Genomic DNA, 20327 nt, shown 5'->3' on the forward strand with positions numbered 1-20327 from the left:
TGGCGGGAAAGAGTCCAAATTGGCCCTGAGCGCCGACGTTTTCTGCTGATGAAACGTCCCAAAATATCCATCTCAAAACCTGCCTGCATCCTATGTTTCAGGAGGTTGGGAGGGAAATCGAATGGCGACGCGCGGGTATTGTCTGTGTAAAAGAACGAGTTGGGCCTACCAGGGCGGTCAAACATGGGCATGCTATTGCCACTGTGATGATTGCCGTCGGAATTGTGCCGCGCCGGTGGTTGCCTGGTTAGGCGTGCCGATAGAGAACTTTGAGTGGACCGGCGATAAACCCGGCACTTATGAAAGTTCCAAAGGCGTTTTCAGGCACTTTTGCGGGACGTGCGGATCACCTATTGGATTTGAAGCCGATCATTATCCGGGTGGTATGCACCTTTACGCAGCGTCGCTCGAAAACCCGGAAGATTTCAAACCGACTTTTCACGTCAACAAGCAAAGCAAATTGCCTTGGCTGCAAATGACTGATGATCTCGACGCGTTTGAAGGCACATTGCTACACACCCCTAACGACCCAGACGGATATCGTTAGATGAGGAAGCCACCTGGTTTTCAAGTGGCTGCTTTGCGCTGCCCTGCAGTCATTGATCATGTGTCAATGTAAACATACCCGCCACCGAACACACGCGCCCGGATGACAGCGGCACGTCGGACGCTCGGCTTCACCGTACCAGCTATCGGCGGGGGCGCGGAGAGCTTAGATTACTCACCAAAATTCGGATAGATAAACCCGTTCACCGGGTACGAACTGCCGTAACTGCCCGGCCGGCTTTCAACCCGGACAAGCGTCCAATCATTGTTTTTGGACACGTCCCTCACGCCCATCTGCAACGACACCTTATTCCGGAGCCAGTTTGCGTGGTTCACAATGACTTCCCGCTCGGTGACAATATCGGACACGACAGCCACATGTCCCAGGGGCATCCCTCTGGTGGCCCGAAACGACATCACCGCACCGACCTCCGGTTCATTACCCCGGTCAAACCCATTGCGGGCCTTGCCCCACCAATCCTTGGCGTTGCCACGAATTTCGATGCCGCTGAGGTTGCGTGCGTAGGGCACGCACCACACTCTTTGTCCCAGCGCATGTTTTCTTGAGACCTCTTGCAACGCCATGGCCTGACGTTCGGGATCCAAGTCCACCTCATTCGGATTCTTGGCACAGGCCGAGATCAGACTGAAAAGTCCCAAAACAACGGCAATTCGCGCGACGCCGGGCAGGCGCGACCAGATCGTATCGGTATTGCGTGCGTTGTACTGCAAGAAGGTTCTTTGCCGGTTTGAGTGGTGAAGCAGTTTTAATAATATCTTTAGGAAAAAGAAAAGAGCCCAGCTGCTCCCCGGCAGAATATTGCCAGTTCCTGCGCCACATTCCGACCGTTGGCCGAGCGTGCGGTCACTGATGCAACAGGTTTCCTCACTGTGCCGTCCTTGGGATTCCTGGCAGGCGAAGAGACCGGCACAATGTCATCGGACACATGAACGCCAACCCCTCATGATGGTCGACGATCAAGCATCCGCTGGACAGTCGGGTTAGGCAGAATTACTTTGACCGCAACCCAATCCAACAGGAGGTTTGTATCGGATGTCCAAGACACTCTCGATCGCGGCAACTTCAATTCTGTTTTTGTCAACAGCGGCCTATGCGCAGGAACAATGCGCTGCCGGCAAAACGCTGACAGACGGCAAATTCACCATCGCAACGGGCAACCCGGCCTACTATCCGTGGGTGATCGACGACGCGCCTGAAAGCGGCGAAGGGTTCGAGGCAGCCGTTGCTTATGCCGTGGCTGAAGAAATGGGGTTCGCGGCTGATGATGTGGTCTGGGTCCGCTCGTCCTTCGACGAGGCGATCCAGCCCGGCGCCAAGGAATTCGACGTCAACATGCAGCAATACTCGATCACGCCCGAGCGCGATCAGGTGGTCGATTTCTCTGCCCCCTACTACACCGCTCCGATGGCGGTTCTGGTCAGCCCCAATTCAACCGAAACGGCCCCAACGCTGGAAGCGTTGAAAGGCCTGCAATGGGGGGCCGTCGGCTCGACCACGGCGGTGCCGAAACTTGCCAGCATCATCCAGCCCGACAGTGATCCGCTGCTGTATGGCGACAATGCGGATGTGAACGCCGCGATGACGGCCAACCAGATCGATGCGGCGCTGTTCGATCTGCCCACCGCCCTGTTCCTCAGCGCGGTGATGATCGAAGGCTCAAAAGTCATCGGTCAGTTCCCGGCGGATGAAAATGACAATCCCGACCATTTCGGCATGCTGATGGAAGAAGGCAACCCGCTGAAAACCTGCGTGGACGAGGCGCTGGCGGCACTCGCAGCGAATGGCAAACTGGCCGAAATCGAAGCCAAATGGCTGCAGGACACCACTGGTGTCCCTCTGATCAAGTAACATGGCAGATCACAAGGCGGCGGGGATGACCCGCCGCGAACGGTACGAGGCGCACCAACGACGCAGGTCGTTGGTGATCGCCACGATAAGCACGGTCACAGTTGTGGCCGCGATTTACTTTCTGGTGCCGTTGGCGCCGGGGTGGTCGAAGGTTCAGCAGAGCTTTTTCAACGGCGAGACGCTGGTCAAAACTTTCCCGAAACTGCTTGAGGCGTTTCGGATCAACGTAATGATCTTTTTGTGGTCCGCCCCTGCAATCGCGGTACTTGGCCTACTGATCGCCTTGGCACGGGATGCCAAATCGCCCGCCCTGTTTCCGCTGCGCATCTTTGGCGCGGCGTTCACCGACATTTTTCGCGGCGTCCCGGTGATCCTGACGGTCTATCTGATCGGCTTCGGCATTCCGGGACTAGGCCTGCCGCGCCCGTGGAACTCGCCCTATATCTGGGGCTCGCTGGCGCTGATCCTGACCTATTCGGCTTATGTGGCCGAGATCTTCCGCTCTGGCATCGACAGCGTCCACCACAGCCAGCGCGCCGCCGCCTTGTCGCTGGGACTGTCCGAACGGCAGGTCATGCGCGACGTGGTGTTGCCGCAAGCCATCCGCAACGTGGTGCCGTCACAGATGAACATGCTGATCGCGCTGCAAAAGGATGTCTCGCTGCTCAGCTTCATCGGCCCGGTCGAAATCTTCCGTCAGGCGGGGGTATTCAAATCGCTACTGGCGAATTTCACCCCCTATGTGGGCGCGGCGATCATCTTCCTGATCGTCACCATCCCCGCCACACGCTACGCCGATCACCTGATGGCCCGCCAAATGCGAGAGAGGCGCTGATGCCAAAACTGGAACTTCAGGGCGTGGTGAAACGCTTTGGCGACCGCACGGTCTGTGACGGGATTAATCTCACTGTTGATGAGGGCCAAATGGTTTGCTTGATCGGCGCATCCGGGTCGGGCAAGTCGACTTTGCTGCGTTGTATCAACCTGCTGGAACCCATCGAAGACGGCGCAATCTTTCTGGATGGCGAGGATATCTCGATCCCCGGTCTGAACCCGCGATCGGTGCGCGCCCGGATCGGGATCGTTTTCCAGAGCTTCAACCTGTTTCCGCATATGACCGCGCTTGAGAATGTCATGCTCGCCCCCCGCCGGGTGCGTGGACTGACACGCGCCGAATTGCAGCCCGAGGTCGAGGCGCTGTTCGCCCGGTTCGGACTGGCCGACCGGATGCATAATTATCCCGACCAGTTGTCGGGCGGTCAGCAACAGCGCGTCGCCATCGTGCGCGCCTTGGCCATGCAGCCTGAGGTCATGCTGTTTGATGAAATCACCTCAGCCCTCGATCCCCAACTTGTGGGCGAGGTGCTGGATGTTCTTCTGATGCTGAAGAAACAGGGCATGACGATGGTGATGGCCACGCATGAAATGGGCTTTGCCCGCGAGGCCGCTGACAAGATCTGTTTCCTCGACAGCGGACGGATCATCGAAGAAGGCCCGCCCGAAGCGGTGTTCGACCACCCCTCGCACCAGACCACGCAGGCCTTTCTGGCGCGGGCGTTGAAGTAAGCGCGCGGGCTCTGAATTCCTGACGATCTGGCCCTCAAGGACTCGACTCTTTGAGGGTCAAGAACATATAAGAACAAATATAGAACATTTGGGGGTTTTATATGTTCGGCGGGATGCAGCGCCGCATCGTTTCACTCTGGTTTCCCCGGCTGGCAAGCGACCGGGCTTTGCGCCTGCGCCCGGTGGATGGGCCGTTTGTTCTGACGCTGAAACAGAACAATGCAAACCGGGTGTATTGCCTGAATGTGCAGGCCCAGCGGCAAGGCCTGCACAGCGGCATGCCCTATTCCGATGCCCGCGCCTTTTGCCCCGATCTGCAAAGCCATCCTGCCGACCCGCAAGGAGATCAACGGTTTCTGCACGCCCTGCGCCGCTGGGCCACGCGCTATTGCCCCTGGGTCGGGCTCGAGGGTGAGGACGGGCTGGTTCTGGACATCACCGGATCGGCGCATCTTGCGGGCGGGGAAGAGATGATGCTGACGGATATGCGCAGGCGTCTGGCCCGGGCCGGGCTGGCGGTGCAGATCGGCCTTGCCCCCACACGCGGTGCGGCCTGGGCCTTGGCGCATTATGGCGAAGGGGTCGCGACCCAGGATACGCTGAAGGCCATTCGCGCCCTGCCGGTGGCAGCGCTGCGGCTGGATGAGGATACCTCGGTCGCGCTGCAACGGTTGGGCCTGCGCCGGATTGGCGAGCTGGCGCAAACCCCGCGCGCGCCGCTGACGCGCCGCTTTGGCCCCAAGGTGCTGATGCGGCTGGATCAGGCCTTGGGGGATCAGCCCGAACAGATCACCCCGTTGGCCGATCCGCCCCATTACGGCGTGCGCATGACTCTGCCCGAGCCCATTGGGCTGCTGTCTGACATGATGGCCGGGGCGGAACGGCTGCTGGAACGGCTCTGCGACAAGCTGAAAGCGCAGGAAATGGGCGCGCGCAAGCTGTGCATCACCTTGCGCCGGGTGGATCAGGATCATCAGCAGGTCGAACTGCGGCTGGCCCGCCCCTTGCGTGATCCATATCGCATCCTGCCCCTGTTCGAGCGTGGATTGACCGAGGTGGATGCAGGCTTTGGCGTCGATCAACTGCGGTTGGAGGCTACGCTGGTGGAACCCTTGCCGGTGCGCCAGATCAGTCGCGCCGCCAGCCGGGGCAAGGATCAACTGGATGACCTGATCACCCGCATCGGCACCCGGATCGGGCTAGAGCAGGTCCACCGCCTGCTACCCGCGCAAAGCCACATCCCCGAGCGCAGCTTTATCATCTCGCCCGCCGCCTATTCCGACCCCGCGGGTGGGTGGGTCGCCCTGCGCCCCCGCCCCCTGCAGCTGTTTCCGCCGGAACCCATCGCCGGATCGGGCCCACACCCGCCGCGCCGCTTTCGCTGGCGGCGGATGTCGCTGACCACAGGCCGCTCAACCGGCCCCGAACGCATCTGCCCCGAATGGTGGCTGGAAGATGAGAACTGGCGCACGGGCCTGCGCGATTACTGGCAGGTTGAAACGCGACAGGGGCGGCGATTGTGGCTGTATTACACGCCGCAGAATCCGGGATGGTTCGTGCATGGGGAATTCGCATGAGCAAACCGAACCCGCCCAGCTCACACGCGCAGGACCCCGGCTATGCCGAGTTGTGCGTGACCACAAATTTCACCTTCCTGACCGGAGCCTCGCACCCAGAAGAGCTGGTAACCCGCGCGGCAGAGCTGGGCCTGAAGGCCATCGCGATCACCGACCGGAACTCTCTGGCCGGGGTGGTCCGGGGCTGGAGCGCGTTGAAAGAGCTGCGGCGCGAGGCGGAAGGCGCGGTTCAGATCCGCTCGCAACACCGCCTTGATTCCTCATCCCGGCAAGAGGTTGGGCATGTGCAGCCGATCGATAAACCGGATGTGCCCGCCCTGCCCAAGTTGATCGTTGGCTGCCGTCTGGTTCTGCGCGACAGCGCGGTGCACTGGCTGGCCTTGCCCCGCGACCGCGCCGCCTATCAGCGGCTGACCCGGCTGCTGACGCTGGGTAAGCGACGGGCCGAGAAAGGCGACTGTCATCTGGATTTGAAAGACATGCTGGCGGCCTGTCAGGGGATGATCCTGATCGCGCTGCCTCAGGCCGGGTTGAAACAGGCCATCCCCGACATTCAGACCGTCCGGCGGCAATTCCCCAATGCGGTCTTTCTGGGCGCTGTGCCGCGCTATGACGGCAGTGACCGGGCCTATCTGGCGGCCTGTGCGCAGGCGGCGCTGCGGGCCTCGGCCCCGATGGTGGCGGTGGGCGATGTGCTGATGCACCGTGGCAACCGCCGCCAACTGGCCGATGTGCTGACCTGTATGCGCGAGCACATCACGATTGACCAGATCGGCACCCGCGCCCTGCCCAATGCCGAGCGGCGGCTGAAAGGCTACGCGGATATGGCCCGGCTGTTTCAGGACCACCCCGGCGCGCTGCGCCGCACGCTGGAAATCGCCGACCGCTGCAGCTTTGACCTGAGTGAACTGTCTTACGAATACCCTGACGAAATCGCCAGCACCGAGACCCCGCTGGCGCGACTGGAACGTTTGGCGCGCGAGGGGTTGAAACGGCGCTATCCGGGTGGCCCGCCCGAGCGTGCACTGCAACTGATGCAGAAAGAACTGGCCCTGGTCGCCGATCTGGATTTCCCGGCCTATTTCCTGACCGTGCACGACATTGTGCAATTCGCCCGCTCGCAGGGGATTCTGTGTCAGGGGCGCGGATCAGCCGCCAATTCGATCCTGTGTTATCTGCTGGGCATCACCGATGTCAGCCCCGACATGATCGCCATGGTGTTCGAGCGTTTTGTCTCGAAGTACCGGGGTGAGCCGCCGGATATCGATGTGGATTTCGAACACGAGCGGCGCGAAGAGGTGATCCAGTGGATTTATGAGAAATATGGCCGCCACCGCGCGGGCCTCTGTGCCACGGTCATCCATTTCCGATCCCGCGCGGCAATCCGCGAGGTGGGCAAGGTAATGGGTCTGTCTCAGGACGTCACCGCAGGTCTGTCCGGCCAGATCTGGGGGATGAGCAATGGCGGCGTTGATGCCGAGCGGCTGCAGGAACTGGGCCTCGACCTCAAGGACCGACGCCTGATGCAGACGGTTCGCCTGATTGGCGAGATCATCGGCTTCCCCCGCCACCTGTCGCAGCATGTGGGCGGGTTTGTCATCACCAAAGGGCGGCTGGATGAGCTCTGCCCGATCGAAAACGCCGCGATGGAAGATCGCACCGTGATCGAGTGGGACAAGGATGACATCGACGCGCTTGGCATTCTGAAGGTCGATATACTGGGGCTGGGGATGCTCAGCTGTATCCGCAAGGCGTTTGACCTGATGCAGCAGTACAATGGCGAAACCCTCAGCATCGCCACCGTCCCGCAAGAGGACACGGCGACCTATGACATGCTGTGCGCCGCTGATGCGGTGGGCGTGTTTCAGGTCGAAAGCCGGGCGCAGATGAATTTCCTGCCCCGGATGCGACCGCGCGAATTCTACGATCTGGTGATCGAGGTTGCCATCGTCCGCCCCGGCCCCATTCAGGGCGATATGGTGCAGCCCTATATCCGGCGGCGCAACGGGCTGGAAAAATCCGAACCCTTCGGCCCCGCCTTGGAAGAGGTGACGCGGCGCACGCTGGGCGTGCCGCTGTTTCAGGAACAGGCCCTGCAAATCGCCGTGGTTGGGGCAGGTTTTTCGGCGGAAGAGGCTGACCACCTGCGCCGCTCCTTGGCTTCGTTCCGGCGCATGGGGACGATTGGCACCTATCGCGACAAGTTCATCGCGGGAATGCTGAACAATGGCTATACGCCCGAGGTCGCCGACCGCTGCTTTGGCCAGATCGAAGGGTTTGCCGATTACGGCTTTCCCGAAAGCCATGCCGCGGCATTTGCGATGCTGGCCTATGTCTCGGCCTGGATGAAATGCCACCACCCGGCGATCTTTGCCTGCGCGCTGCTGAACTCGCAGCCCATGGGGTTTTACGCGCCTGCCCAGATCGTGCGCGACGCGCGCGAGCATGGGGTCGAGATTCGTCCGGTCTGCGTTAACGCCTCGGAATGGGACAATCTGCTGGAACGCCGCGCCGATGGGGCGCTGTCCCTGCGGCTGGGTTTTCGCCAGATCAAGGGGTTCAAGCAGGAGGATGCGGATTGGATCGTGGCCGCGCGCGGCAATGGGTATCCGGACCCCGAAACGCTGTGGCTGCGCGCAGGGCTGCGCCCGGATGTTCTGACCCGTCTGGCCGAGGCGGATGCGTTCTCCGGCATGGACCTGACCCGGCGCGACGCCCTGTGGCATGTCAAAGCCATCCGCAGCCGAAGCGCCCTGCCGCTGTTCAATGACCCCATCGATGGCGAGAGCATCAATGAGCCGCAGGTCAACCTGCCGGTGATGCATCTGGGCGAGGAGGTTGTCGAAGACTACGTCTCGACCCGTCTGACCCTACGCTCGCACCCGATGGAGCTGTTGCGCCCGTCCCTGCCCGGCCTTGTGCCGCATGCCACGCTGCAGGACATCCCGCTGGGCCGCTACAGCGTCTGCGGGCTGGTGATCACGCGCCAACGGCCAGGAACCGCCTCGGGCGTGATCTTTCTGACGCTCGAGGATGAAACCGGGGTCAGCAATGTGGTTGTCTGGCCCAAGGTCTATGAACGATTTCGCCGCATCGTGATGGGCGGGCGCTTGCTGCAGGTCCGCGGGTATCTGCAGCGCGAGGGGATCGTCGTGCATCTGATCGCGCAGGAAATCACCGATATGTCGCATAAACTGTCCGAGCTTGGGCATCCGCTGGATGAGGCCATCGGCATCACCCAACCGCAAGCGGATGACACCCCGCGCCCCCGGCAGAACGGCCCAAGCGCCCGCCATCCGCGCGAACAGGCCAAGCGTCTGTTCCCAAGCCGGGATTTTCACTAGAACCCGCGCCAGCATAAGGCCAGTTTCAAAGAAACATCTGGCTAACGTGATCCGGTCACCTCTTTCCCTTGCCCTTGCCCGCAATATGTTGCACCACACACGGGTTCAAACCCGGTGAACGGGCCAAAGGATAAGGACAAGGCGCATGGCTGACGGATCGATCGACATCAACGCAAAACCCACCGAGGACATTTCGGTTCGCGAGGTGTTTGGCATTGACAGCGATATGGCAGTCAAAGGCTTTGCCGAACGCAGCGACCGCGTGCCGGTGATCGACCCGACCTACAAGTTCGATCCCGAAACCACGTTGGCGATTCTTGCGGGCTTTACCCATAACCGCCGGGTGATGATTCAGGGCTATCACGGCACCGGGAAATCGACCCATATCGAACAGGTTGCCGCCCGTCTGAACTGGCCTGCCGTGCGCGTGAACCTCGACAGCCATATCAGCCGGATCGACCTGATTGGTAAGGACGCGATCAAACTGCGCGACGGCAAGCAGGTCACTGAATTCCACGAAGGCATCCTGCCCTGGGCGCTGCGCAACCCCGTTGCCATCGTCTTCGACGAATACGACGCAGGCCGTGCGGATGTGATGTTCGTGATCCAGCGCGTGCTGGAACATGACGGCAAACTGACCTTGCTGGACCAGAACGAGATCATCACACCGAACCCGAACTTCCGCCTGTTTGCGACGGCCAACACTGTGGGTCTGGGCGACACCACCGGCCTCTATCACGGTACTCAGCAGATCAACCAGGCGCAGATGGACCGCTGGTCTCTGGTTTCGACGCTGAACTATCTCAGCCACGATGCCGAGACGATGATCGTTCTGTCGAAAGCGCCGCATTACAACACCGCCGAGGGCCGCAAGACCGTCAGCCAGATGGTCACCGTCGCCGACCTGACCCGGACCGCCTTCATGAACGGCGATCTGTCGACCGTCATGAGCCCCCGGACCGTGATCAACTGGGCCCAAAACGCAGAAATCTTCCGCAACATCGGCTATGCCTTCCGCCTGTCGTTCCTGAACAAATGTGACGAGCTAGAGCGCCAGACGGTTGCTGAGTTCTATCAGCGCTGCTTTGATGAGGAACTGCCGGAAAGCGCGGCGAGCGCGAGCTTGGGCTAAGCAATATGAATTGCGCCCTCCGGGGCGCAATGCCTCCGGCGGAGGTATTTTTGGCCAGATGAAGGGGGATCCGGTTTCGCATTGATGCGGCGGGTCACTGCAACACAAAGGGCGATTGAACATGGTGCAGAAGAACGACAATCCTGCTGATCCGTTCAAGAAGGCTCTGGCCGAGGCTACTAAAGTTATGGCCGACGACCCCGAATTGTCGGTGAGCTACACTGTTGATCCATCGGGCCTGTCGGGCGAGTCGATGCGTTTGCCGCAGGTCTCTCGCCGGATGACGCGCGAAGAGGTTCTTTTGGCGCGCGGGACGGCAGACGCGTTAGCTTTACAACGCAAATATCATGATGACGCGACCCATGCGCGATATGCCCCTCCGGGTGATATGGCGCGGGATCTCTATGAGGCGATGGAGACCGCCCGGTGCGAGGCGATGGGTGCGCGGGATATGCCCGGCACCGCGTCGAATATCGACGTCAAGATCGGGCATGAGGCGATCCGGCGCGGCTATGATCAGTGCAAACAGCCTGCGGATGCGCCATTGGCTGTGGCGGCGGGCTATCTGATCCGGCATCTGGCCACGGGCCGCGACATGCCGCCTGCCGCCGAGAATGTCATGAACCTGTGGCGCGGATTTATCGAGGAACAGGCCGGCGGGACGCTGGAAAACCTTGACGAAATCCTTTCGGACCAGGCCGAATTTGCCAAGTTTGCCCGACAGATGATCAAAGATCTGGGTTACGGCGATCAGCTGGGTGATGACCCGGATGAACTGGACGACGAACAGGAAGATCAGGCCGAAGAAGATGCCGAAGAGCAGCCCGATCCCGACAGCACCGGGCAGGATGATCAGGACGAACAAGACGCCGATGCAACCCCTGAACAAACTCAGGAAGAACAGCAGGACCAGTCTCAGGCCCAGGTCTCGATGGACGAGATGGCCGAGGATGAGATGGGCGATGAGGCTGAAATGCCCGAGGGCGAGGCTCCGCTGGAACCCCCTGCTCCTCCGCCCGCATCCGAGGCTGATCCGGACTACAAGGTCTACCTGAACACCCATGACGAAGAGATTGCTGCCGAGGATCTGGCGGAACCGGCTGAACTGGAGCGCCTGCGGGCGTACCTTGACCAGCAGCTTGAACCGCTGAAAGGCGCAGTGAGCCGTCTGGCCAACAAGTTGCAACGCCGCCTGCAGGCGCAGCAGAACCGGTCTTGGGAATTCGACCGCGAGGAAGGCATTCTGGATGCCGGACGTCTGGCGCGTGTCGTGGCCAACCCGACCACGCCGCTAAGCTTCAAGGTCGAAAAAGATACCGAATTCCGCGATACAGTGGTGACGCTGCTTCTGGACAATTCCGGCTCGATGCGGGGCCGTCCGATCTCGATTGCCGCGATCTGTGCAGATGTCCTGGCGCGGACGCTGGAACGTTGCAACGTCAAGGTCGAGATCCTGGGCTTTACCACCCGGGCCTGGAAAGGCGGTCAGGCGCGCGAGGCGTGGCTGAACGATGGCCGCCCGCAGCAACCGGGGCGTCTGAACGATCTGCGCCACATCATCTACAAAGGCGCCGATGCCCCATGGCGTCGCGCGCGACCCAATCTGGGTCTGATGATGAAAGAGGGCCTGCTGAAGGAAAACATCGACGGTGAGGCGTTGGAATGGGCGCATCGCCGGATGCTCGCGCGGCGTGAGGCCCGCAAGATCCTGATGGTGATCTCGGATGGCGCGCCGGTCGATGATTCAACGCTCAGCGTGAACCCGGCGAACTATCTGGAAAAACACCTGCGCGACGTGATTGCTATGGTGGAAAAACGCAAGATGGTGGAATTGCTGGCCATCGGGATCGGCCATGACGTGACCCGCTATTATGATCGCGCCGTCACGATCACCGATGTCGAGCAGCTTGCGGGTGCTATGACCGAGCAGTTGGCCGCACTGTTCGACAGCGACCCGCGCGCCCGCGCGCGCGTGATGGGGATGAAGCGGGCCAGTTGACGGCCCTGCTTCGACATTGCAGACTTAGTGCCATCCAAGCCAGTTTTTGCACCGCTGAAGGCGACTTTGCTTATGGTGGCGTAACGGATAGCGCATAAGCGCTATATCGAAGGGCAGGAACATCATTCGTTCTCCTGTTTATCTGCTTGGATAGTGTCCCAACCCTGCCCGGCCTGCTTGTAGCTGGTCCTGAGATACGCCCTAGAAACCCTTGAGATTGTTGTTGAACCTTGTCGTTCCGCGAGAAACGGAGTGTATTTGCCCCATGCGCTATGAGTTTGCAGACTGTATTCTGGATGTGGATCGACACGTCCTGACCCGCCGGGGTGAGCCCGTCGCAATCGAACCTCAGGTATTCGATCTGTTGGTCCTCTTGGCCCAGCACCCAGGTAAGCTGGTGCCCCGGGACGAGATCATCGCGCGTGTTTGGAGTGGCCGCTTTGTCTCGGATTCTACCATCAGCGCACGAATTGCAGCGGCGCGTAAAGCAGTCGGCGACGATGGCAAAGCGCAGCGGATCATTCGGACAGTCGTACGGCGCGGGTTGCAAATGGCGGCGGATGTGACCTGTGACGCCGACACCGATTCAGGCGTAGACAACCATACGCAACGGCTGCGTTACGCGCGCGGTGCGAAGGGTCGCGCTGTTCCATACACGCTTTCCGGTGATGGGTTGCCGGTGCTGCGCATCGGTTCGGTCGTGCACGATCTGGAGGCGGAATGGCGCATCCCGTCCGAGCGTACCCGGTTACAGGACATGGCAAACCGTTTCCGCCTGTTACGCTACAACAAGGACAATGACGTCAGCTCAAACATCGACCATCAGGCGGTGTATGACCGCAGAATAGAAGAAATCCTGACCGTCGTGAATGCAGCGGGGTTTGACCGCTTTTCAATTCTCGGTGAAATGGGCGGCACCTTCCCTGCCCTACACTTCGCCGCAAGACACCCCGAGCGGATTGACAAGCTGATTATCTCCGGCGGATGGGCAGAAGGGCGAGATTACCGGGAAGATACCAAACAACCCGACTCGATCCGGTCACTGATCGCGGAAGGGTGGAACACGCCGGGCAGCGGCTATGCTATGGGCGCTGAATTCAGCTATTTTCCAGAAGGTCCGCTGGATAGCGTTCGGCACATGGTCAATGAATTGCAGACACTTTATTCAAGCGAGGAGAGACTTCACTACCGTGACATCGCCAATAGCACCTCGGTGCTGCAACTTCTTCCGATGGTGCAATGCCCCACGCTGGTTCTGCACGGGCGGCACACAGCCGTTCACCCCCTGTCCGAGGCGCGCAAACTGGCGGCTGGAATCCCCAATGCCTCGCTCGTGATCCTTGAGACCGGCAACCAGATACCATTACCTGGAAATGAGGCCTACAACCCGTATATCCAGGCCATTCAACGCTTTCTTGAGACAGAAGAATAGTGTGCGCCGGGGCGCTGGACATTTCCTACCGCAGGCCGCAGGTTTGCGCGCAGCAAGACTGACGAATGAGGCCGCCCATGTTCCAGAGTTTCGAAGTGACCGCACGCCCCGAGCAAGGCCCACCACGACTGGCCGCTTTGCGGGACGAGCTGGCGCGCGAAGGCCTGCAGGGCTTCCTGATCCCGCGTGCGGATGCGCATCAGGGTGAATATGTGGCCCCTCGGGATGAAAGGCTGGCCTGGCTTACCGGATTCACCGGTTCTGCGGGGTTTTGCGCGGCGCTCACGGACATTGCCGGGGTTTTCATCGACGGGCGCTATCGCACTCAGGTAAAGGCCCAGGTCGCACAGGATTACACGCCGGTCCCATGGCCAGATGTCAGCCTGAGCGCCTGGTTGAAAGAGCAATTGCCAAATGGCGGCAAAGTCGGGTTTGATCCGTGGCTCCACGCTGCAGGACAGATTTCGTCTGCACAGAAAGAGCTTGAAGGCAGCGGCGTCGAACTGGTGCGCTGTGATAACCTTGTAGACCGAATTTGGGCGGATCAACCCGACCCTCCGATGAATCCTGTCAGGGCACATCCGATTGAATTTGCAGGTGAAAGCGCCGAGAGCAAAATCAAGCGCCTCGCGAGTGACCTGCAGAGCGCAGATCGTGCGGCAGCGGTGATCACCTTGCCGGATTCGATCATGTGGCTGTTGAACATTCGCGGCGCGGACATCGCATACAACCCTGTGGCCCATGGCTTTGCCATCCTGCACGGTGATGGGCGGGTGGATCTGTTCATGGCCGCTGCCAAACTGACCGGGATCGGGGATCATCTGGGCCCGCAGGTCACCCAACACCAACCCGACGCGTTCCTGACAGCGGTTGAGGCACTTGAAGGCAAGGTACAGGTCGATCCGGGAACGGTTCCGCAGATCATAGCGGATGCGTTGGGGGACCGTATGGTCGATGGCGGCGATCCCTGCGCCCTGCCCAAAGCCCGCAAGAACCCGGCCGAAATCGCAGGCACGGCCGAGGCACATCTGCGAGATGCCGCAGCGGTGATCGAACTGCTGTGTTGGCTGGACACGCAGAAGCCCGGCACCCTGACCGAGACACAGGTAGTAACGCGGCTGGAAGAAAGCCGCCGCCGGGACAACGCGCTGCAGGATATCTCATTCGACACCATCGCGGGCACCGGGCCGAACGGGGCCATCATGCATTATCGCGTGACCGAGGAAACCGACAGCAGGCTGGAAAACGGTCACCTGCTGGTGCTGGACAGCGGTGGGCAATATCTGGACGGCACCACCGATATCACCCGCACAATTGCAATCGGTGATGTTGGGGATGAGGAAAAGGACTGCTTTACACGCGTCCTCAAAGGCATGATCGCCATGTCGATGCTACGCTGGCCTGTTGGCTTGGCAGGACGCGATATCGAATGCGTAGCGCGGCTGCCGCTGTGGCTGGCCGGGCAGGATTTCAACCATGGGGTCGGTCATGGGGTCGGTACCTATCTCAGCGTGCATGAAGGCCCCCAGCGTCTGTCTCGGGTCAGCCATGTCCCGCTTGAGCCGGGTATGATCCTGTCGAACGAGCCGGGATATTACCGCGAGGGTGCTTTTGGCATCCGGCTTGAGAACCTTGTCGTAGTGGAAGAGGCCCCAAACCTGCCCAGCGGTGACGACGAACGCGCCATGCTGAACTGGCGTACGCTGACTTATGTCCCAATCGACAGGCGTTTGATTGTAGTCGATATGCTGACACGAGAGGAACGCGCTTGGCTGAACGCCTATCACCGCGACGTGGCGGAAAAAGTCCGGCCAAGGCTGGGCGACGCCGCTCAACTGTGGTTGGATGCCGCAACCGCACCGGTCTGACACCGGATTGTTACATAGTTTGGGCAGAGGAGAAGCCCTGACACGACGAGGGAAGGAACAGGAATGACAGACACCATCACGATCCGCAAAGCACCGGGCAAATGGAGCGTCCGCTCAGGCGGCGCGATTTTGGGTGAAACCAACAACGCGCTGGAACTTCTGGAAGGCGACAAAGACCCGGTTATCTACTTCCCGCGTGCGGACATTGCGATGGCCTTTCTGGATCGGACCAACAAAGTCACCCAATGCGCAGGCAAGGGAGACGCCACGCATTTCTCGATCGTAAACAAATCCTCAGTCACCGAAAACGCCGCTTGGAGTTATGAAAACCCGATCGACGCGGTGGCCGAAATCAAGGATCACTTGGCCTTTTATCCCGCAGACTCGATCAAGGTGGAACAACTCTGATCCAAGTATCCGTGCAGGACCGGATCGATCTGCAAAACGGCGAAAATCCTCAGAACCTGCCCTGTCCACAATGTTGCGAGGTGACCATGACAAAGCGTCTATTGAATTCCGCAGGCCCGATTGCGGCCCTGACGATGGCCTTTTCAATGGCCCTGCCCGCCGCAAGCTCTGCCAACACCGGTCTGGCCAATCCCGCGGCAACATATTGCATCGCGCAAGGCGGGCTCTACGGTATACATGACGGCCCGGACGGTCAGAGCGGTATCTGCCAATTACCCGACGGCACCCGGATCGATGCCTGGACCTATTTTCGTGAACACCATGCGGGCGCGGATGGCAGCAAGCCGGTCGGCCTTGCAAATCCCGCCGCCGTGTACTGTGGCTCAATTGGAGGCGAATATGACCTGACCACGTCTCGCTGCGCACTGAGCGACGGTACGTCCGCCGATGCATGGGAGCTGTACCGCAAGGCACATGGAAAAACGCATCAGGTGGTGAACCCCGCAGCAGCCTACTGCCTTGAGATCGGCGGCAGCTACAAGATCAAAGACACTGGTTCGGGTCAGGTGGGTATATGCACCAAGCCGGACGGCACCTCGCAGGACGCATGGGCCCTGTTCCGTGCGGAAAATCCCGAGTAATCCGATCCGGTAATCAAGCCCGACATCCACACCCAAATGAACTTGAAGCCCCGATTGAACCGCAGTTTACCGACGATCAGAGCGCGTGGTAGTGACCGTTTTGCGACAGCCTGATCGCGTCCATTAAGTCGCCTTGGCTAATTTTCAGGTTTTCCTGCAACGCAAGCATATTATCTGGCTGCTGATTACACTGGGGTTCGCCTTCCTCGCTTTCGATGAAGGGTTCGAGATTCACGAAGGTCTGGACAAAGCGTTTCACCGCTTTTTCGGGATTTCGCAAACCAGCCTGACCGACCAGATCGAGGACATACCTGATCCCCGGATTTGCCCTTCTGGCCGCATCCTTGGTGCACGATGCCGTTACAAATGACAACGCCTTGTTTCTGTGAGTCGATATCCCCGGGGCCAATGTTCTTGATGTAAAACTGCCCCTTCGCACGCTTGAGGAACTTGAAAAACTGATGCCCGAGGTGGAGTTCCTTGCCTGTTTCGTTCAGGTTCTTCGATAGGTCAAATCGACCTCTGATCAGCCATTCGATGCAATCTCTGCACCGGCAGCCGAGAAAGCCTGCCAATACACACACCCCTGCCTCGAAACAGTAAGTCGCAACATAGGTTTTAGAACCACCCGTACCGCGATTGCAGTAGCCCTGGACGATCTGCTGTTCTAGTGTCGCGCAGCGACCAGACATAGGACTCGGGAATGAAAATCGCCACCGCCGCCTACGACCTCGATTGGCTCGATAGTTGGGCTCAATATGAAGACAAACTTGAGGCATGGGTTTCCGAGGCCGCGGGACAAGGTGCCGACCTTCTGGTCTTTCCCGAATACGGCGCAATGGAGTTGTCGACGCTCGACGGCCCTAAGGTGGCCGGTGATCTCGAACGCTCAATCCGGGCGGTTTCCGACCGGATGGAAGATGTACAAGTTGTGCATTCGCGCCTTGCAAAGATGTACAACACATACATTCTGGGGGCTTCCGCCCCGGTCATCGACGGACCAGGGCGCCCGGTGAACCGCGCAATGTTCTACGCTCCTGACGGTCGTCTCGATCATCAGGACAAGCAGATCATGACACGGTTTGAACGCGAGGCCTGGGACATCGCCCCGGGCAGTTCGTTGAAGCTGTTTGATACCGCATTGGGTAAAATCGGCGTTCTGATCTGCTATGACAGTGAGTTCCCTCTCTTGGGTCGGGCCCTGAGCGAGGCCGATTTGATCCTCGTTCCATCCTGCACCGAAGCCCTGTCCGGGTATTGGCGTGTGCGGATCGGTGCCATGTCTCGTGCCCTTGAAAATCAATGTGTTACGGTAATGTCATCGTTAGTTGGCGGCAATGAATGGTCCGAAGCAGTCGACATGAATACCGGCATGGGTGGCGTGTTTGGCCCGCCCGATATCGGGTTCCCACCGTCGGGAGTGCTTGCCGAGGGCACGCTGAATACCGCCGGCTGGACCTATGCCGAGGCCGACCTGTCCACAATTGCAAACGTCCGCGCAGACGGGTGGGTGTTGAACCGCACGCACTGGACCGAGCAAGACGCTCGGGTCGATTCAGTCACAATATCACCCCTTTAGGTGACTTCGCCCTTGAAATAAGGCCGAAATAGGCTCATTTAAGCGCACGATCTGCAGATTCTGCAGGTGCAACCTAATGATGGAGACAACATGGCCAAGGAAGATACGCTCGAATTTCCCGGTGTCGTGAAGGAACTCCTGCCTAATGCGACGTTTCGGGTCGAGCTGGAAAACGGCCATGAGATCATCGCACATACGGCAGGCAAGATGCGCAAGAACCGCATCCGTGTTCTGGCCGGCGACAAAGTTCAGGTCGAAATGACCCCATATGATCTGACCAAGGGTCGGATCAACTATCGCTTCAAGTAACGCTTCGTACATGGCGTTTATCCTCGGATCGGGCAGCCCGCGGCGGCTGGACCTGCTGGCGCAGCTTGGCGTTCGGCCCGATGCGATCCGTCCGCCGGATATCGATGAAACGCCGCTGAAAGGCGAACTGCCAGCCCCCTATTGCAGCCGCATCACGCGGCAAAAAGTTCAGGCTGTTCAAGCTGATAGCGATGATATCACCTTATGTGCCGACACAACGGTCGCACTGGGTCGCCGCATTCTTGGCAAACCCGAAGACGCGGGACAAGCTGCTGAGTTTCTGCACGCCCTGTCCGGCCGACGCCATCGGGTGATCACTTCGGTCGCTGTGCGGCGCGGGGCTAAAATCCTCGAGCGTGATGTGGTTTCTCAGGTAAAAGTGAAACGTCTGTCCGACAGCGAAATCAATGCCTATCTTGCGACGGATGACTGGCAGGGCAAGGCCGGAGCCTATGCAATACAAGGTCCTGCCGGTGCGTTCATCCCGTGGATTTCAGGCTCGTTCACCGGTATCGTCGGCCTGCCCCTGTCCGAAACTGCTGCACTGCTGCAAGGCATCGGCTATCCCTTATATCGCGAGGTTTCATGAAGGGTCGTACCATCATTCTGGATCATATTCAGGGACGCGAAGCTGCAGCTCTGATGGTGGATGGTATTCTCGACGATTTCCTGATCGCCACAGATGCCCCTGCGCCAGGTACGATCTACCGCGCCCGCGCCGATCGCCCGGTCAAAGGTCAGGGCGGCATGTTTCTCACCACACCCGACGGCCCGGCTTTTCTGAGGCAAGTCAAAGGGTTGGCACCCGGCGCTTTGCTACTGGTGCAGGTGACCGGATATGCCGAGCCCGGCAAAGCCATACCCGTCTCGAACCGTATTTTGTTCAAAAGCCGCTTTGCGATCGTGACACCTGACGCGCCCGGCCTGAACATCTCGCGCCGTATCCGTGATGAAGATACGCGCGACCAACTTCTCGAAATCGCGCATGAGCAAATGGGAAACAGCACGCACGGCCTGATCCTGCGCTCGTGCTGTCAGACGGCGGATGCAGATGAAATCGCTGAAGATATCACAGCCATGTTGGCACTTGCCGAGCAGGTATTGGCTGATACGGGCAGTGAACCAGAATTGCTGAGCGAGGGCGATGGTCCGCATATCCTGGCCTGGCGTGATTGGACGGACCCGGCCGAGGTCGTGACCACATCCGGTGGATTTGAGGACCACGGTGTCGTTGATGCGCTCGATACAGCAAAGGGGATTTCCGAAACGCTTCCCGGTGGAGGACACCTCTATATCCAACCGACCCGCGCGCTGGTTGCGGTGGATGTGAACACCGGCGCCGACACATCTCTCGCAGCGGGAACCAAAGCTAACTTCGCCTGCGCCAAAGCCCTGCCGCGCGCCCTGCGCGTGCGCGGGTTGGGGGGGCAGATCACTCTGGACCTTGCACCGATGCCCAAGAAAGACCGGAGGGGTTTCGAATCGGCCTTGCGGGCGGCATTCAAGTCCGATCCTGATGAGACGATCCTGGCCGGTTGGACCCCGCTTGGCCATTTCGAACTACAGCGCAAACGTGGTCGTATCCCATTGACGGAGATCCTGAAATGAGCTGCCCGATCTGCGGAGAAGATACCCAGCAGGCCTTTCGACCATTCTGCTCCAAACGCTGCACGGATATCGATCTGGCAAAATGGCTAAACGGTTCTTATGCGGTGCCATCGCAACGTGAAGAAGACGCCGAGACGACCTCGGAACCAACCGAAAGCCCCACGTCTCGCCCGCATTGAAAAAATGTCAAAAAGCCTCTGGACACTGCCTGTGGCAAGTCATAGAAGGCCTCCACCCAATGGCAAACGCCATTCCCGTGCCCGGGTAGCTCAGGGGTAGAGCAGTGGATTGAAAATCCTCGTGTCGGTGGTTCGATTCCGCCCCCGGGCACCATTAAAAATTCTTAAATATCTGATATTAGATATATTTTTGAAAATAATGCTATCTATATCCCCCTATTTATACACCCATTGTTCGTGGAAGTTGCGGCGCTCTATGGCCTTTAGGA

The 20327-nt window shown here is 59.6% G+C and carries 19 protein-coding genes and 1 tRNA gene; 19 read left to right on the top strand and 1 reads right to left on the bottom strand.

The features are described 5' to 3' along the window. Positions 1 to 121: 121 nt before the first annotated feature. Positions 122 to 547, top strand: coding sequence for a GFA family protein (locus ACR0DK_RS03240; RefSeq protein WP_480734737.1), 426 nt, complete (start codon positions 122 to 124; stop codon positions 545 to 547). A 170-nt stretch (positions 548 to 717) separates the two neighbouring features. On the opposite strand, the gene ACR0DK_RS03245 is transcribed toward ACR0DK_RS03240, so the two are convergent. Further along, entirely contained in the window at positions 718 to 1278 is a 561-nt protein-coding gene (locus ACR0DK_RS03245; protein ID WP_170392689.1) for a CHAP domain-containing protein, read from the bottom strand. Positions 1279 to 1600: 322 nt separating this feature from the next. On the opposite strand from ACR0DK_RS03245, the gene ACR0DK_RS03250 reads away from it, so the two are divergent. The 18 genes from ACR0DK_RS03250 to ACR0DK_RS03335 all read left to right on the top strand — a co-directional run bounded on the left by ACR0DK_RS03250 (position 1601) and on the right by ACR0DK_RS03335 (position 20212). Then, on the top strand, positions 1601 to 2416 hold the full coding sequence (locus ACR0DK_RS03250; protein ID WP_480734738.1) for an ABC transporter substrate-binding protein: 816 nt from the start codon (positions 1601 to 1603) through the stop codon (positions 2414 to 2416). Position 2417: 1 nt separating this feature from the next. After that, positions 2418 to 3251, top strand: coding sequence for an amino acid ABC transporter permease (locus ACR0DK_RS03255; RefSeq protein WP_010437538.1), 834 nt, complete (start codon positions 2418 to 2420; stop codon positions 3249 to 3251). Beyond that, the gene (locus tag ACR0DK_RS03260; RefSeq protein WP_480734739.1) at positions 3251 to 3982 is read left to right on the top strand and encodes an amino acid ABC transporter ATP-binding protein; all 732 of its coding nucleotides are present in this window, start codon (positions 3251 to 3253) and stop codon (positions 3980 to 3982) included. Before ACR0DK_RS03255 ends, ACR0DK_RS03260 begins: the two co-directional genes overlap by 1 nt. 101 nt (positions 3983 to 4083) lie before the next feature. Further along, positions 4084 to 5559: a Y-family DNA polymerase gene (locus ACR0DK_RS03265; RefSeq protein WP_480734740.1), complete on the top strand. Its 1476-nt coding sequence runs from the start codon at positions 4084 to 4086 to the stop codon at positions 5557 to 5559. Then, complete coding sequence (locus ACR0DK_RS03270; protein ID WP_480734741.1) at positions 5556 to 8903, top strand: error-prone DNA polymerase; 3348 nt, start codon at positions 5556 to 5558, stop codon at positions 8901 to 8903. Before ACR0DK_RS03265 ends, ACR0DK_RS03270 begins: the two co-directional genes overlap by 4 nt. 145 nt (positions 8904 to 9048) lie before the next feature. After that, entirely contained in the window at positions 9049 to 10035 is a 987-nt protein-coding gene (gene cobS, locus ACR0DK_RS03275) for a cobaltochelatase subunit CobS (RefSeq protein ID WP_010437533.1), read from the top strand. 121 nt (positions 10036 to 10156) lie between these two features. Further along, positions 10157 to 12034 (top strand): cobaltochelatase subunit CobT, encoded by a 1878-nt coding sequence (cobT, locus tag ACR0DK_RS03280; RefSeq protein WP_170392695.1) that lies wholly within the window; start codon positions 10157 to 10159, stop codon positions 12032 to 12034. 265 nt (positions 12035 to 12299) lie between these two features. Further along, entirely contained in the window at positions 12300 to 13466 is a 1167-nt protein-coding gene (locus ACR0DK_RS03285) for an alpha/beta hydrolase (protein ID WP_170392696.1), read from the top strand. Between the two features lie 77 nt (positions 13467 to 13543). Beyond that, positions 13544 to 15334, top strand: coding sequence for an aminopeptidase P family protein (locus tag ACR0DK_RS03290; protein ID WP_480734742.1), 1791 nt, complete (start codon positions 13544 to 13546; stop codon positions 15332 to 15334). A 63-nt stretch (positions 15335 to 15397) separates the two neighbouring features. Beyond that, entirely contained in the window at positions 15398 to 15742 is a 345-nt protein-coding gene (locus tag ACR0DK_RS03295) for a DUF427 domain-containing protein (protein ID WP_170392698.1), read from the top strand. Between the two features lie 86 nt (positions 15743 to 15828). After that, positions 15829 to 16383, top strand: coding sequence for a DUF333 domain-containing protein (locus ACR0DK_RS03300; RefSeq protein ID WP_170402456.1), 555 nt, complete (start codon positions 15829 to 15831; stop codon positions 16381 to 16383). A 133-nt stretch (positions 16384 to 16516) separates the two neighbouring features. After that, the gene (locus ACR0DK_RS03305; RefSeq protein WP_170597494.1) at positions 16517 to 16753 is read left to right on the top strand and encodes a hypothetical protein; all 237 of its coding nucleotides are present in this window, start codon (positions 16517 to 16519) and stop codon (positions 16751 to 16753) included. 333 nt (positions 16754 to 17086) lie between these two features. After that, positions 17087 to 17962: a carbon-nitrogen hydrolase family protein gene (locus ACR0DK_RS03310; protein ID WP_170565201.1), complete on the top strand. Its 876-nt coding sequence runs from the start codon at positions 17087 to 17089 to the stop codon at positions 17960 to 17962. A 90-nt stretch (positions 17963 to 18052) separates the two neighbouring features. Next, positions 18053 to 18271, top strand: a complete 219-nt coding sequence (gene infA / locus ACR0DK_RS03315; protein ID WP_005978431.1) for a translation initiation factor IF-1 — start codon at positions 18053 to 18055, stop codon at positions 18269 to 18271. A gap of 10 nt (positions 18272 to 18281) precedes the next feature. Then, positions 18282 to 18860, top strand: a complete 579-nt coding sequence (locus ACR0DK_RS03320) for a Maf family protein (protein WP_480734743.1) — start codon at positions 18282 to 18284, stop codon at positions 18858 to 18860. Further along, positions 18857 to 19879: a ribonuclease E/G gene (locus ACR0DK_RS03325; protein ID WP_480734744.1), complete on the top strand. Its 1023-nt coding sequence runs from the start codon at positions 18857 to 18859 to the stop codon at positions 19877 to 19879. The genes ACR0DK_RS03320 and ACR0DK_RS03325 overlap by 4 nt, the downstream gene beginning before the upstream one ends. Then, positions 19876 to 20058 carry a DNA gyrase inhibitor YacG gene (locus ACR0DK_RS03330; RefSeq protein WP_480734745.1) on the top strand — a complete coding sequence of 61 codons (183 nt, stop codon included), beginning with the start codon at positions 19876 to 19878 and terminating at the stop codon, positions 20056 to 20058. Before ACR0DK_RS03325 ends, ACR0DK_RS03330 begins: the two co-directional genes overlap by 4 nt. A gap of 79 nt (positions 20059 to 20137) precedes the next feature. After that, positions 20138 to 20212, top strand: a tRNA-Phe gene (locus ACR0DK_RS03335). The last annotated feature ends 115 nt before the right edge of the window (positions 20213 to 20327 follow it).

The organism is Ruegeria sp. CE6, from assembly GCF_056537485.1.